12 protein-coding genes are annotated in these 15040 nt (G+C 37.2%); 5 read left to right on the top strand and 7 right to left on the bottom strand.

Translation table 11 applies throughout. From position 1 onward, the window contains the following. Positions 1–25: 25 nt before the first annotated feature. From P164_RS02125 to P164_RS02100, 6 genes are all read right to left on the bottom strand, one after another. Entirely contained in the window at positions 26–1360 is a 1335-nt protein-coding gene (locus P164_RS02125; protein ID WP_028374833.1) for an MFS transporter, read from the bottom strand. A gap of 82 nt (positions 1361–1442) precedes the next feature. Continuing rightward, entirely contained in the window at positions 1443–2255 is an 813-nt protein-coding gene (locus P164_RS02120; RefSeq protein ID WP_028374832.1) for a M48 family metallopeptidase, read from the bottom strand. A gap of 86 nt (positions 2256–2341) precedes the next feature. Beyond that, complete coding sequence (locus P164_RS02115; RefSeq protein WP_028374831.1) at positions 2342–4735, bottom strand: glycoside hydrolase family 31 protein; 2394 nt, start codon at positions 4733–4735, stop codon at positions 2342–2344. A gap of 108 nt (positions 4736–4843) precedes the next feature. Further along, a complete protein-coding gene (glgB, locus tag P164_RS02110) occupies positions 4844–6766 on the bottom strand; it encodes a 1,4-alpha-glucan branching protein GlgB (RefSeq protein ID WP_028374830.1) in 1923 nt (640 codons plus the stop codon). Then, the gene (locus P164_RS02105) at positions 6759–8396 is read right to left on the bottom strand and encodes a trehalose synthase (RefSeq protein WP_028374829.1); all 1638 of its coding nucleotides are present in this window, start codon (positions 8394–8396) and stop codon (positions 6759–6761) included. The genes glgB and P164_RS02105 overlap by 8 nt, the downstream gene beginning before the upstream one ends. A 35-nt stretch (positions 8397–8431) precedes the next feature. Then, on the bottom strand, positions 8432–10366 hold the full coding sequence (locus tag P164_RS02100) for an alpha-1,4-glucan--maltose-1-phosphate maltosyltransferase (RefSeq protein ID WP_028374828.1): 1935 nt from the start codon (positions 10364–10366) through the stop codon (positions 8432–8434). A 179-nt stretch (positions 10367–10545) separates the two neighbouring features. On the opposite strand from P164_RS02100, the gene msrB (P164_RS02095) reads away from it, so the two are divergent. The 5 genes from msrB (P164_RS02095) (at position 10546) to lpdA (ending at position 14185) form a co-directional block, all read left to right on the top strand. Next, positions 10546–11016, top strand: coding sequence for a peptide-methionine (R)-S-oxide reductase MsrB (gene msrB, locus P164_RS02095; protein WP_028374827.1), 471 nt, complete (start codon positions 10546–10548; stop codon positions 11014–11016). Between the two features lie 77 nt (positions 11017–11093). Then, positions 11094–11495, top strand: a complete 402-nt coding sequence (msrB, locus tag P164_RS02090; protein WP_028374826.1) for a peptide-methionine (R)-S-oxide reductase MsrB — start codon at positions 11094–11096, stop codon at positions 11493–11495. 81 nt (positions 11496–11576) lie between these two features. Then, positions 11577–12131, top strand: a complete 555-nt coding sequence (locus P164_RS02085) for a hypothetical protein (RefSeq protein WP_051621142.1) — start codon at positions 11577–11579, stop codon at positions 12129–12131. Positions 12132–12153: 22 nt separating this feature from the next. Beyond that, a complete protein-coding gene (locus P164_RS02080) occupies positions 12154–12723 on the top strand; it encodes a uracil-DNA glycosylase family protein (protein WP_028374825.1) in 570 nt (189 codons plus the stop codon). An 85-nt stretch (positions 12724–12808) separates the two neighbouring features. After that, positions 12809–14185, top strand: coding sequence for a dihydrolipoyl dehydrogenase (lpdA, locus tag P164_RS02075; RefSeq protein ID WP_035899303.1), 1377 nt, complete (start codon positions 12809–12811; stop codon positions 14183–14185). Positions 14186–14309: 124 nt separating this feature from the next. Here the strand turns inward: lpdA and P164_RS02070 are convergent, their stop codons facing one another. Then, positions 14310–15035 carry a diphthine--ammonia ligase gene (locus P164_RS02070; protein ID WP_028374823.1) on the bottom strand — a complete coding sequence of 242 codons (726 nt, stop codon included), beginning with the start codon at positions 15033–15035 and terminating at the stop codon, positions 14310–14312. Positions 15036–15040: the final 5 nt, after the last annotated feature.

The raw sequence follows: 15040 nt of genomic DNA, 5'->3' as shown, positions 1-15040 counted from the left end.
GGCTGCCTTAATAAGCAGCCTTTTTTTATTTTAAAGTTTCTGTAATACGTTTCCGTGGAACAAAAAGTAAAAGGATTACACCGGCAATAAAAAAGACGATAAAAAACAGAATAGCATACCTGATACTTCCTGTGAGTTGTGCAACATAACCATAACTCAACATACCTATTACGATTCCTATCTTTTCAGAAACATCATAAAAGCTAAAATACGAAGCCGTGTCTTTCTCCCCTTCCGGAATTAATTTTGAATAGGTAGAACGCGACAGGGATTGGATTCCTCCCATAACTAAACCTACAAAAGCTGCTGTAAAATAAAATTCAAATGGCGTTGTAATTGTATAAGCGTAAATGCAAATCGCAATCCAGATACAGTTGATAACTATAAGCGTTTGAATATTTCCAAATCTTGCTGATGCCTTAGAGGTTAGCCAGGCTCCTAAAACTGCTACAAGCTGAATTAATAAAATACTTACAATTAATCCTGTGGTACTGTTTGTAGTACCCCAGTCTAACTCTTCAATTCCAAAATAGGTAGCTACGAGCATTATGGTTTGTACAGCCATACTGTAGACAAAAAAAGCAGTTAGATACGTACGCATAGGCTTATCTGATTTCAGTTTTTTCCAGATTTTTTTTAACTCTTTAAATCCGTTAAACAACACATCTTTTGTAAACTTTTCTTTCTTGTTTCCCTTAGGTAAATAATAATAACTGTATTGGCTAAAACCTATCCACCATAGCCCTGTAAGTATGAAAGAAAGTCTTGTGGGTAAACCTTCATCTTCAAAACCAAATGTCTCGTACATTAAAATCATTGCAAGACACAAAACTAAAAGTATCACGCTTCCTATATACCCTAAAGAATAGCCCTTTGCACTTATTTTATCTTGCTGTTCTGGGAACGCAATGTCTGGTAAATACGAGTTATAAAATACAAGGCTCGACCAAAAACCTATTAAGGCCAAAAAATAACAGAGTAAACCAAACCACAAAAATTCTATATCAAACCAAAAAAGACCGATACAGGAAACTGCTCCCAGATAACAAAAAAACTTCATAAAACTTTTCTTGTTTCCTATATAATCTGCAATACCACTCAGCAACGGACTTAATACAGAAACGACTAAAAACGCAGCAGCAGTGACATAACTAATGAGTGTATCATTATTAAAGTCTATGCCTAAAAAAGTAATCGTATCGTCTAGTATTTTTCCGTTCTCGTCTTTTACGAGCGTTAAAGCACCATAAAAAATAGGGAAAACAGCAGATGCAATTACAAGACTGTACACTGAATTTGCCCAGTCGTAGAATGCCCAGGCATTCAATAATTTTTTACTTCCTTTAGGTAAAACTTCCATAGATAAATGCTCCTTGTTGAAAGCCCTAAATTAAGAAAGCCGCTCTAATAGAGCGGCTTTTACTTTTTAATTTTTTAATTACTTATTTAAATGAAGTAACCCCAAACTTTTTTGCTTCGGCAGCTGCTCTGGGAGCTATAGCCGTTAAAGCTTGAATACGGGTGTCTGGAGAAGGGTGCGTACTTAGTATTTCTGGAGTTCCTGAACTTCCCTGAGCCTTCATACGTTCCCATAATTTAGGAGCTTCATAAGGGTCATAACCTGCAATTGCAGCAATTATAGTACCTATCTCATCTGCTTCAGATTCGTGCCCTCTGCTAAAAGGTAAAATAGCACCTATAGTACTTGCAGTACCATAGTATTGATTGAATAACTGACCAGATTTAGAATCACCCAGAGCCAAACCACCTACAGCTCCTACTACAGCTTGTGCTTCTCCTGCAGTCATACGTTGACCACCGTGATTTGCTAAAGCGTGAGCAAGTTCGTGGCCTAAAATCATTGCTAAACCAGCTTCATCCTGAGCAATGGGTAAAATACCGGTATATACAACTATTTTTCCGCCAGGCATACAGAACGCATTTACTGCCTCATCCTGAACTAAATTATATTCCCAACGGTATTCATCAAGATAATTAGGATACCCTAGAGCGGTCATGTAACGCTCTGCAGCTTTTGCGATATTAGAACCTACACGTTGCACCATTTGTGCATCTGCAGTACCTTTTACCACTTTATTTTCCTTTAAAAAAGCATCGTATTGTTGAAATGCCATTGGAAACAGCGTAGAATTATCATATCTGTTAAGCGTTTGCTTACCTGTAAATGGACTTGTCTTACAGCTCACTACAAAAAGTACAGCGACAAGAGCCAGAAGTATTGATTTAGATTTCATTTAAATTATATTTAGTTAGTGACCGAAAGTTACAAATTATACACAATGCGCTTTTATAGATTAGCTAAACTTTAGCAATAGCCATTTTATCCAATAAGATGTACAACCGTAAAATTCTTGTTAAGTTTCAGGTATTTACCCTCTTTATCAAGATTATTTAAATCATACTCCACATTGTCTACCGTAATTGCTTTAATAACAAATGGCAGTCCTATTAAGTGCAGCTTTATGGTATCGTAAGATGTTTCAAAACTACCTGATTTATGCTGCTGAATAGTTAACTCTTTTTCTTTACCCGTTAAATTTAAATTACGAAGACTAAAACGTCCCTTCTTGTAATCATAACCGTCGTTTGCATCTTCATAAACCTGAGATGCCTCTTTACCCAATTTGTAGTACACATCAAGTTTTAACTCTGTTATCACTTTCTCTTCAACATATTGCTGAACAGGGTATCTCGGTATTATAGAGCCTTCCTTAACAAACATAGGTATGCGATCTAAATCTGCATCTACCCACAATTCGCGACCACCTTCAATTACCGTTTTATCCCAGAAATCATACCACGTTCCGCGCGCAAGATACATGCGCCTTCCCTTAGAATTAGGCTCAAGAATAGGGCAAACTAAAATATTGTTCCCAAAGATAAACTCATCTGTGCGGTAGTTTGTATGCGGGTCTTCCTGATCGTAATACACCAGGGGTTTAATCATAGGTATTCCTTTAGTAGCATACTCATAAAACATCGTATATATGTACGGAAGAAACGTATAGCGCATTTCAATAAAGCCACGAGTAATATCGGTTATCTCATCGCCAAAAGTCCACGGCTCCTGATCTCCATGATGTCCTGAAGAATGCACTCTACAAAATGGATGAAAAACTCCCAGTTGAATCCAGCGGGCAAACAATTCGCCCGTGGGTTGTTCTGCAAAACCACCAATATCAGTACCCGTAAAAGACATACCCGAGAGACACATACGCTGTACCTGATTATTGGCTATCCATAAATGCTCCCAGGTTGCTACGTTATCACCCGTCCACGAACTGGTGTAACGCTGGGCGCCGCTATAAGCAGATCTGGTAATTACTAAAGGTCGTTTAGGATACACATATTTTTTTACGCCCTCGTATGTCGCTCGTGCCATTTGAGTACCGTATACATTATGAGCTTTACGATGACTACACGGGTGGCCATCATAATCGTGACGCACATCATCAGGAAAGGTTTTACCGGGAACCTCCATCACTGCGGGTTCGTTCATATCATTCCAAACACCGCGTACACCTATATCCCCTACAAGTTCTTTAAAAAGACCTGCCCACCACTCGCGTACCTCAGGGTTTGTAAAATCTGGAAAGGCACATTCACCCGGCCAAACTTTACCTATCATGTATGGTCCATCTGCACGTTTACAGAAATAATTATTTTCTAATGCTTCTTTGTAAACCCAATATTCAGAATCTATTTTAATACCGGGATCTATAATTACTATCGTCTTAAAACCATCTGCCTCAAGCTCCTTTACCATACGTTTAGGATCAGGAAAATATTCCTTATTCCACGTAAAGCATCTAAAACCTTCCATGTAATCAATATCAAGATAAATACCATCACAAGGGATTCTAAGATCTCTAAACTTTTTAGCTAAGGACTTAACCGTACTTTCAGGGTAATAACTCCATTTACTTTGCTGAAAACCTAAAGTCCATAACGGTGGTAATTCTGGCTTCCCTGTAAGGTGTGTGTAATTAGCAACCACATCACTCATATTAGGACCGTAGAAAAAGTAATAATTCATTTCTCCTCCCGGAGCCCAAAAATTAGTAACATCTAAACGTTCCTGACAGAAATCAAAGTTGGTTTTAAAACTGTTGTCAAAAAATATTCCGTAGGCTTTCTTTTCTTTAAGACCTATATAAAATGGTACAGACTTGTAGATAGGGTCTGTATCTTTACCAAATGCATACGAATCTGTAGCCCAGTTAGCAAAGCGCTTTCCTCGTAAATTAAGGTGTACAGGTTTATCTCCCAGTCCAAAAAAGGTCTCTCCGGGATGAGCCCGTTTACTCATTTTTACAATGTTTCCACCTAAAGTAAAACTCTCTTCATAATGAAAACCTATCTCATCTTCATTGATTAAAAAACCCTCACTATCTAGAATCTTAGTTTGCAAGCTTATTTTTTCGATTTTAATAATAAGCTTCTTAGTGGTAACTATATAGTAGTTTTTATTCTCTGAAAGTTCAAGATGATTATAACCTATGTGACTATCGGGATCTATGGCGTACGAGAAATCATCTTCTAAAATGCCTCTGGTGCCATATCGAAATCGTATAACACTATCCCGTAAAACGGTAAGTTGCAAAATGACTTCATTTAAGGTTGTAAAGTACAGCGTATCTACTTCTTGCCGCACTTCTTTTATATCATTAGGAAATTGATTACCCTTCTGCTCTAACTCTGTATTAATAATCATAAACCGCGCCTTACATTTATGTTAGCCTTACCAAAGTAAGGGTTTCCATCTTCATGATTTGTCTAAATAATAAAAAATACCCACTATAACGTTAACGCTGTACGTTTACTATTTTAAGGTATAAACCATCATTGCTAATGGCGCTAAATCAACTTGTATAGAATGTGCTCTACCATTCCAAGAGGTATCTTCTACCGTTAGTTTATCGATAATAAAATCGCCACTACCACCGTAAACAGTCTTGTTACTATTAAAAATCTCCTTAAGATTCTTCTTTACGTTAAATACTTCGGAAGGTAAACCTATACGGTAATTTTCTCGAGGTACCGGTGTAAAATTACAGATGACAACAACCGTATCTTTTGGCTTATTACCTTTTCTCATATAGGTAAGTACGCTGTTCTCACTGTCGTTCCATTCTAACCATTCAAAGCCTTCCTTACTAAATTGATTTTCATAAAGAGCAGGATACGCTTTGTATAATTTATTTAAGTCCCTTACGCAGTTTTGTATTCCGGAGTGGTACTCATATTCTAATAAATGCCAGTCTAAGCTCTGCTGAAAATTCCATTCTAAACTTTGAGCAAACTCACCTCCCTGAAAAATCAGATTCGCTCCGGGATGCGTAAACATATAACCAAACATCAACCTCAGGTTTGCAAAACGCTGCCATTCTGAACCGGGCATTCTGTCTAAAAGTGACTTTTTACCATAAACCACCTCATCGTGTGACAGCGGTAGCATAAAATTTTCGGTAAAGGCATAAGTCATACTAAAAGTGATGTCCTGCTGATGAAATTTTCTAAAAGCGGGATCTTTCTTAAAATACTCCAGTGTATCATGCATCCAGCCCATCATCCACTTCATACCAAAACCAAGCCCACCTGCAAAAACAGGAGTAGAAACCCCGGCATAATTTGTTGACTCTTCGGCTATGGTTTGTACATCAGGAAAATTCTCATAAACTGCAATATTCAATTCTTTAAAAAATGATACAGCATCCAGATTTTGATTTCCACCAAATTCATTTGGCTCCCACTGTCCCTCTTCTCTGGAGTAATCTAGATAAAGCATAGATGCTACTGCATCTACCCGCAAACCGTCAACGTGATATTGATCTAACCAGAATAGTGCATTGCTAATTAAAAATGCACGTACTTCATTACGTCCATAATTAAAAATGTACGATTTCCAGTCGGGATGCCAGCCTTTTCTAGGATCTGGATGCTCATATAAATGAGAACCATCAAAGTTACCCAGGCCGTGTGGATCTTCAGGAAAATGAGAAGGAACCCAGTCTAAAATAACACCTATGCCAGCCTGATGAAATTTATCTACAAGTAACTTGAATTCTTCTGGGTATCCAAAACGTGATGTTGGCGCAAAATAGCCAGTAAGTTGATATCCCCAACTAGGATCATAAGGATACTCCATTATGGGCATAAACTCAACATGTGTAAACTGCATATCCTTAACATAGCTTACCAAATCGTCTGCCATTTCTGTATAGCTGAGACTTCGGTTTTCTTCTCCTGTTTTTCTCCAGGAGCTTAAATGAACTTCATAAACAGAAATCGGAGCGTTTAATGCATTTTTAGTGCTTCGGTTTGCCATCCACTTCTTATCCTTCCACTTGTAATCTGCTTCATAAACTACAGATGCTGTCTTGGGCGGGTGTTCTGCTCTACGTGCAAAAGGATCTGCTTTTTCAGTTTTAATATCGTTATTAGTAGACTGTATCTTATATTTATAGATTGTGCCAGCCGCTACACCCGGAATAAAACCTTCCCAAATACCACTGCCGTCCCAACGTACATTAAGCTTGTGATCACCTTCTATCCAAAAATTAAAATCACCAATAACAGAAACTGCTTTTGCACTAGGTGCCCAGACTGCAAAATAAGTTCCCTTCACGCCATTAACGATTGTAGGATGTGAACCCAATTTTTCATAAAGTCTAAAATGTTTTCCCGCTTTGAAAAGATCAATATCAAAGTCAGAAAAAAGACTATAAACGTGTACGTTACTCATAATTTTGTTGGTTAAGTATATTTGAGATTCCTTTTAAAGGAATAATTGCCCAGGTAGGTCTGGCATTGAGCTCATAACCCAGCTCATATACTGCTTTTTCAAGCAGGCAATATTGCAATAAAAATTCGATTTCTTTTATGTAGCCTATGTTTAAATTGGCTGTTTGAACTTCTGTGATATACGTCTTTAGGAATACCCCTACGATATGACTGTATAAAACATCAGCTATTTTAAAAAGTGCATCCTGACTTAAATCTAATTCGTTCTCATTATTAAATATGGTGGCATATATAGCATAATTAAAAGACCTAAAGATGCCTGCAATGTCTTTAATAGGAGGTTGCTTTACTTTACGATCTCTAATAGTGCTCTCTGGCTCACCTTCAAAATCTATGATGTAAAAATCGTGACCCTGAACTAAAATTTGCCCCAGATGATAATCCCCGTGAATGCGTATGCGCTCACTTTTTAACTTATCCTCGTCAAAATCAAGAAGCTGTTTCCGTATTATTTTTTTCTTACTCAGCAGTTCTTCAGCTAATTCAAGCGCTAAACCACTAAGCTTATAAATATTATTCTCAACTAGATTTATTCGGTTTTCAAACTGATAAATAAGTCGGTTTTTTAACCATACGGTATAATCATTTCCAAAAGCCTGAGGTGTAAACGCTGTGTTAGACCGTTCTGAACCCAGCGCAATATGCATCTGGGCGGTACGCTTTGCTATTTGTGCCACGTCTGTAAAAAAACTTTGAGGACACCAGGCTAAAATTTCTGAAGGAATCTGATCTATAGGTATTTGCTCCAAATACTTAGTGACTTGCAGGGAGTCTACATTTGGTTTTTGTCTTGATAATTCTTCAAATATAAGTTTGAGTTCGTGTGTAAAAAACTCCCACGCATCACCTTGATTAGGCACTAAAGCCTGAAGTAAGCCTAATGTAATGACATTTTTATTACTAAAACGCAGTGTAATACTTCCTAGATATTTTGGGGTATTTATAAATGTCCCCTTCATCGTTAAGTATTTACTTATCTCATAATCGGGATTTTCATCTACATAAACCCTTCTAAAAATTTTTAGAATGTACTTATCATTGTAAATTATTGAGGTGTTGCTTTGCTCAACCCCCATAAGTCTGCTACTCTCATAACTTTTAGCATCATTAGTACGCCCTCGTCTGTAGGCTACTTCTTTATATTTAAACTTATCACCCTCGAGTATTTTTTCAAATATTTGCTTTCTAAATGATTCTAAAATAAGTGCATCAACGAGATAGCCATCGACTCCGTTTAATTTTATGCGCACAATATATTTATCACCTATTAGGTCTGCGTCTGTAACAAATGCTATAGGAAGAAAATAATTTTGAACAAAAGCTTCCTTGTAATTCACTTCAAGGACGATACCATAAAAAAGATCTCCTTCACGCTCTATAGGAAAATCATCAATAATTTCTATATACTTTAACGCACTTGCCTTGCCACCATACCAGCGTTGATTTAAAATATAGTGCTCAAGGATATTCTCACAGAGCTCTTTTCTAAAGCGCTCTTCTTCTAATAGGTTTTTCCATTCTACATCATAGTGTATTAAAAAACTCCCCTCTCCGTGAATATCCTGACTCATATTTATGTCTTTGTTAGTTTTAAATGTTAGCTGTATTACCTGAAAATCTGAAAAATATGAAAAGGCAATGATGGGTGCAATTCAATATAATTCCATTCTTCATTCCAGTGATACGTACTGTCTGTAATTAAATCCTTTACCATAATGTGGGCGCCCGGGGTGTGACGCATTAATTCATAGGGTAACCGTAGTTTTCCTGCTTGTTTGTAATACGGGTCAAGACTTACAACAATTAGAAGTTCGTTAGTCATATCCTGATCCCATTTATAATAGGCGATAAGACCTTCATTACCAATGTCACAAAATCTAATATTATTAGTTTGCTGCAATGCCGTCTGCTCCTTACGTATTGCATTAATTTTTGAAATCACTCGAATAAGCTTATTATCTGTGTTCCAATCCCAATGCTGAATTTGATACTTTTCAGAATTATAATACTCTTCTTTTCCCGGTACTGCATCTGTAACCATAAACTCATAAACAGGACCATACAGCCCTATATTTCCGCTCATCGTTGCAGCTAGTGCATATCTAATTAAATGCTGTGCTTCATTTGCTCCTTGTAAATGATAGGGATTTATATCTGGTGTATTGGGCCAAAAATTAGGCCTGTAGTATTCTTTTTGTTTGGTTTGTGTTAATTCAGTCATATACTGCGTTAGCTCGTGTTTGCTGGTTCTCCACGTAAAATAAGTATAAGACTGGCTATAACCTTCTTTACCTAGTTGCTGCATCACTTTAGGTCTGGAGAATGCTTCAGCTAAAAACAACACATCTGGATGCTTTTTCTTAATTTCTGAAATAAACCAGTTCCAGAAATAAAATGGCTTGGTATGCGGATTATCTACTCTAAAGATCTTTATTCCTAAATCTATCCAATAAAAAGCTACACTCAAAAGCTCTTTCCACAACTCTTTGAAGTCATCAGATTCCCAATTGAAGTTTACAATATCCTGATATTTTTTAGGCGGGTTTTCTGCATATTGCATTGTACCATCTGGTCGTTTCTTAAACCACGATGGGTGCTCCTTAAGGTAAGGATGATCTGGTGCTGCCTGAAACGCAAGATCCATAGCAATTTCAATCCCCATCTCATCTGCCTTCTTAATTAAATGTTTAAAGTCTTTCTCAGAACCTAATTCAGGATGTATCGCTTTATGACCTCCAAATTTAGAACCTATTCCCCACGGCACACCGCTATCTCCTTCAGCAGCATTAACAGCGTTATTTTTTCCTTTTCGGTTTACTTCTCCTATGGGATGTATGGGAGGAAAATACAATGTATCAAACCCCATAGCTGCAACGCGAGGCAATAAACGCTCACAATCTTTAAACGTACCGTGCTTACCGGGCACTTCACTCGCTGATCTGGGGAAAAACTCATACCAGGTACTAAAACCAGCCTTTTTTCGGTCTACATAAACCTGAAGTACCTTACTGTCTTTAGCAAATTTGCGGGTAGGATTGTCTAAAAATATTTGGTGTAAATCACCAGATTTCGCTATTGTTATAGCCTCATCATAACGCGCTTCATCTGCAAAAGCTTCCTTAGCATTTTTTAAATACTTCTTGCCCTCCTTATCAAGCTGCTTTTCAATGGCTTTTATATACTGAATACCATCTAACAACTCACTCTTCACGTATTGACCATCCTTTAGTTTTGCTTCAATACCGTGCTGCCAGTTTAAGGCGTGATCTATCCAACCACTAACTTTATAATCATAAAAACCCTGGTTTTCAACATTGAATACACCGGTATACACATCATTCTCTAGAGGTGTTAGCCGTATCGTTTCCCAGTTTTTAGAATGCTCCCACTTGTAACAAATTTCTGCTTGTAATACGTCGTGACCGTCTCCCAGTACATCTGCGGTTACCTCAATTAACTCTCCTACTACTCTTTTTATAAAAAACTCACCATTTTGTAATTGGGGCTCTATATTTTGTATTACGATACGTTCTCGTGTCAAGATTGAATATATTTTAAAAGTTGATACCTAAAATTAGCACTAATTAATTATATGAGTACGTAAAATACTAATTTGACGACTCTTTAACAAAAAGAGTCTCTTAGTTAGGCTTTTGTTAAATAATCGACCAATACTGCGGCAAGCTTTACGCTTTAATTAATTTTATCAAAAATAGATCTATGAGAAAATTAGTAATACTTAGCCTTTTGGTTTCCTTAACCGCATGTAAAGGCACAGCACAAAAAGAAAAAAAAGAATCTTTTGAAGTTAATAAAACAGAGGCAGAATGGAAAGCTTCTTTAACCTCAGAGCAATTCTACATTCTTAGGGAAGAAGGGACTGAACGCCCATTTAGCAGTGAATTACTTAACATTAAGAAAGAAGGAACTTACGTTTGTGCAGCTTGTGAAACACCACTTTTTAAAAGCAATACCAAGTTTGATAGTGGCACCGGCTGGCCTTCTTTTTACGATTATATTGAAGGTAATGTAGCATTTTCTACAGACCAAAAATTAGGATATACCCGCAGTGAAGAACATTGTGCAACCTGTGGCGGTCATTTAGGTCATGTATTTAATGACGGACCAAAACCCACCGGTAAGCGCCACTGTATTAATGGTGACGCCCTAAAATTTATTCCTGCGGAATAAGCGCTGCCAACTCTAAATAAGAAGTAAAAATGATTTTTAAAGGATTTCCGTAGTTAAGGAAATGAAAAAAACTAGTTATGAAAGAATACCCTATACAAAAAACAGAAGCTGAATGGAAAGAGCAGTTGGGACCAGAACGCTATTATGTTCTGCGCCAAAAAGGTACCGAAAGACCACACACCGGAAAATACAACTTGCATTTTGACAAAAACGGCAGCTATCACTGTGGCGCCTGTGATGCAAAACTATTTGAAGCAAATAGTAAATTTGAAAGCGGTTGCGGCTGGCCAAGCTTTGACGAGTCTATAGAAGGTGCTGTAGAATATGTGCGAGACACCACGCTTGGAATGATGCGCACCGAAATACTTTGTGCAAACTGCGGAAGCCACCTGGGTCATGTATTTGATGATGGCCCCACAAAAACGGGACAGCGTTATTGCGTTAATAGCGCTTCAGTAGACTTTGAAACAAATCAGTAATTAATAAATAAAATCAAGAGTACTTTTTTTGGAACAACTCTTGATACACTCTAGAATATAAATCAATTAAAAAACTAAAACATGAAAAAAATAACAATAATTCTTAGCTTATTTACCTTACTACTTGCCTCATGTTCCGGTTCTGACGGAAGAGACGGAATAGATGGTCTTGATGGAATAAATACGCTAAGTACTGTATTTGAAGTTACAGGCATAAATTACGTTTATGATAATGCAAATAATGAATGGTTTACTCAAAATCCTATTCCATTTGATGGTATAGAAGTACTAGAGGGTGACGCAGTATTAGTATATCTAGCTGATGGTACTGTAACTGCATCAGATGGTCAACCTACAGATTTATGGAAATTAATGCCTATAACTTTTTATGATCCTGATAATCGAAACAATGAATTTCAATATGAATTCAACTATACTTTTGATAGCGTAGAGTTAAATATTGTTGGAAACTTCGATTTAAGCACTTTAAATAATGCTGCCGTTTCTAATCAAAAAGTAAGAATTGTAGTTATACCTGCTGAATATGCTCAAGATTTTAATGGAAACTTCTCAAACTATAATGAAGTGATGTCTACCTTAGAATTAAAGGAATCTGATATTCAAGTATTAGACTAAAAAATTTTATTAAATAAATTTTATGAAAGGCTTACTCACGGAAATACGCAATTGTACCGTTTGTAAGCCTTTTTTGCCTTTAGGTGCCAACCCCATCATTTCGGCTTCGCCAAAAAGTAAAATAATTTTAGCAAGTCAGGCGCCAGGAAGAATCGCTCATGAGAAATCTATTGCCTGGGATGATCCCAGTGGGCGACGTCTTCGCGAATGGTTAGACGTTGATGAAGAACTTTTCTACAATGCAGATAATTTTGCCATTCTGCCTTTAGGCTTTTGTTTTCCAGGAAAGAGTAAAACCGGTGATTTGCCTCCCAGACCCGAGTGTGCTCCACTATGGCATCAGCAGGTTGTAGAAAAATTTGAAGAAAATCCACTTTATATTTTAATAGGTAACCACGCGCAAAGCTATTATTTACAAGACAAGCTTACCCTTACAAAGCGTATTCAAAATTTTGAAAGCTACCTGCCTAATTATTTTGTACTACCTCACCCCTCGCCTGTTAACCATTTCTGGATTAATAAAAACAAATGGTTTTTAACCGATGTAATCCCACACTTACAACAGGAAATTAAGCACCGATTGCAGCTATAAAACAACGCGTAAATCCAGAGAAGTTCCGGTTCGTTTTTTAGGCTTTTTATGTGTAAATTTGTCGCTTCAAATTTCACTGATAACTATGAGTAAATACGATATTATTGTCTTAGGAAGTGGACCCGGTGGTTATGTTACAGCTATTCGTGCTTCACAATTAGGTTTTAAAACCGCTATTGTAGAAAAAGAAAGCCTTGGAGGTGTTTGTTTAAACTGGGGTTGTATCCCTACTAAAGCCCTTCTAAAAAGTGCACAGGTTTTTGAATATCTTAAACATGCTGAAGACTACGGTCTAAAAGTAGAAGGTGCAGATAAAGATTTTGATGCCGTAGTTAAACGTAGCCGCGGTGTAGCAGAAGGAATGAGCAAAGGAGTTCAATTCTTAATGAAGAAAAATAAAATTGACGTTATTAACGGTTTTGGTAAACTAAAACCAGGTAAAAAAATTGACGTTGACGGTACAGAATATAGTGCTGATAATATTATAATCGCTACCGGTGCTCGCTCTCGCGAGTTACCTAGCTTACCACAAGACGGTAAAAAAGTAATTGGATACCGTGAGGCAATGACCTTAAAAGAGCAACCCAAGAGTATGATCATAGTAGGATCTGGCGCTATAGGTTGCGAATTTGGTAGCTTCTACAATTCTATGGGAACCGAAGTTACTATCGTTGAGTTTATGCCAAATATCGTTCCTGTTGAAGATGAAGAAGTTTCTAAACAATTTGAACGCAGTCTTAAAAAGACCGGTATTAAAATAATGACCAACTCTTCTGTAGAGTCTGTTGATACTTCTGGCGATGGCGTGGTTGCAACTGTAAAGACAGCTAAAGGAGAAGAAAAACTACAAGCAGATATCATCCTTTCTGCTGTGGGTATTAAAACTAACATTGAAGGTATAGGCCTTGAAGATGTAGGTATTATTACTGATAAAGATAAAGTGATTGTAAATGACTGGTATCAAACAAATATGCCGGGTTATTATGCAATAGGTGACATCACACCAGGACCTGCATTAGCACACGTTGCTTCTGCAGAAGGGATTCTTTGTGTTGAAAAACTTGCAGGAATGCATGTTGAAAAATTAGACTACGGAAACATCCCAGGTTGTACATATGCATCACCGGAAATCGCATCTGTAGGTATGACCGAAAAACAAGCTAAAGAGGCTGGTTACGAACTTAAAATAGGTAAATTTCCATTCTCTGCATCTGGTAAAGCAAGTGCTTCAGGTAACAAAGATGGCTTTGTAAAAGTGATTTTTGATGCGAAATATGGGGAGTGGTTAGGCTGTCATATGATAGGTGCCGGCGTTACCGATATGATTGCGGAAGCAGTTTTAGGACGCAAGCTAGAAACTACCGGTCATGAAGTATTAAAAGCTATACACCCACACCCTACGATGAGTGAGGCCGTGATGGAAGCTGTTGCTGCTGCTTACGATGAAGTGATACACTTATAGACATTAGACTTTATATAAAACTAAAAATCCTGTAACTCATCTAAGAGTTACAGGATTTTTTATTTGCTATAGTTTTAGTATCATTTTAAGCTTATCGAAATGTGATCAAACTAGTTATTTGAAACTAAACCGGTATTAAATCACAAAACAAAAATTTAGTATCCCAGGATTTTTGATCATCAGAAAAGCAATTATCATCATCATTTTCTGAGGGTTCATAACCGCGTAACACTTTTTCACCTATGCTAAAATCAATTGGAGTTTTAAAAATAGGCCCATCATAGACAAAAGTGTGAAACTCGCCATTCTCTCCACAGGGATCAACACCTGCTGGTAAATCTTCAATAAATTGTTTATCAATCACACGCCCTACAAACGACTCATCAAGAAGTTTAGCATTTACGCAAACCGTAATGGCTTTAAAACCCAAATCAATAAACTCATTAATAAGTGCTTCTGTGTCCTGTTGCCAAAGCGGAAAAACAGCTTTTAAACCCGCTTTCTCAAGTTGCTCCTCGCGATAGGCTTTTAAATCTTCAAGAAAAATATCTCCAAAAATACTATGCGTATTTCCTGCTGCTACTAATGCTTCAGCGGCATCTCCCAGAATTTTAGAATATTCAGACATGCTCACGTTGCCTGAAAGCAGAATTTTCTCAAGTGGTAATCCCAGGCTTTCCGCCTGAAGGTCTAACAGCTCTTCCCGCAGGCCGTGCATAGAAACACGATCTAAATCAGAATTTAATGTCGTCACCAGCTTTGTGATTTTAAATTCTTGTTGCTCCAGGATTTTGTAAAACGCAAAAGCAGAATCTTTACCACTACTCCAGTTAAAATAAGCCTGTTTCAAATTGA

Origin of the sequence: Leeuwenhoekiella sp. MAR_2009_132, from assembly GCF_000687915.1 — a bacterium.
In the GTDB taxonomy this organism is placed as follows: Bacteria; Bacteroidota; Bacteroidia; order Flavobacteriales; family Flavobacteriaceae; genus Leeuwenhoekiella.
Note: the sequence above shows the minus strand (reverse complement) of the source record. Positions and strands in the feature narration are given on the sequence as shown.

What these genes read in the sequence shown, in the direction of transcription:
- P164_RS02105 (WP_028374829.1), bottom strand. Translation starts at nt 8,396, where the DNA reads ATGAGTCAGGATATTCACGGAGAGGGGAGTTTTTTAATACACTATGAT.
- msrB (WP_028374827.1), top strand. Translation starts at nt 10,546, where the DNA reads ATGAGAAAATTAGTAATACTTAGCCTTTTGGTTTCCTTAACCGCATGT.
- P164_RS02120 (WP_028374832.1), bottom strand. Translation starts at nt 2,255, where the DNA reads ATGAAATCTAAATCAATACTTCTGGCTCTTGTCGCTGTACTTTTTGTA.
- P164_RS02080 (WP_028374825.1), top strand. Translation starts at nt 12,154, where the DNA reads ATGAAAGGCTTACTCACGGAAATACGCAATTGTACCGTTTGTAAGCCT.
- P164_RS02125 (WP_028374833.1), bottom strand. Translation starts at nt 1,360, where the DNA reads ATGGAAGTTTTACCTAAAGGAAGTAAAAAATTATTGAATGCCTGGGCA.
- P164_RS02115 (WP_028374831.1), bottom strand. Translation starts at nt 4,735, where the DNA reads ATGATTATTAATACAGAGTTAGAGCAGAAGGGTAATCAATTTCCTAAT.
- msrB (WP_028374826.1), top strand. Translation starts at nt 11,094, where the DNA reads ATGAAAGAATACCCTATACAAAAAACAGAAGCTGAATGGAAAGAGCAG.
- glgB (WP_028374830.1), bottom strand. Translation starts at nt 6,766, where the DNA reads ATGAGTAACGTACACGTTTATAGTCTTTTTTCTGACTTTGATATTGAT.
- lpdA (WP_035899303.1), top strand. Translation starts at nt 12,809, where the DNA reads ATGAGTAAATACGATATTATTGTCTTAGGAAGTGGACCCGGTGGTTAT.
- P164_RS02085 (WP_051621142.1), top strand. Translation starts at nt 11,577, where the DNA reads ATGAAAAAAATAACAATAATTCTTAGCTTATTTACCTTACTACTTGCC.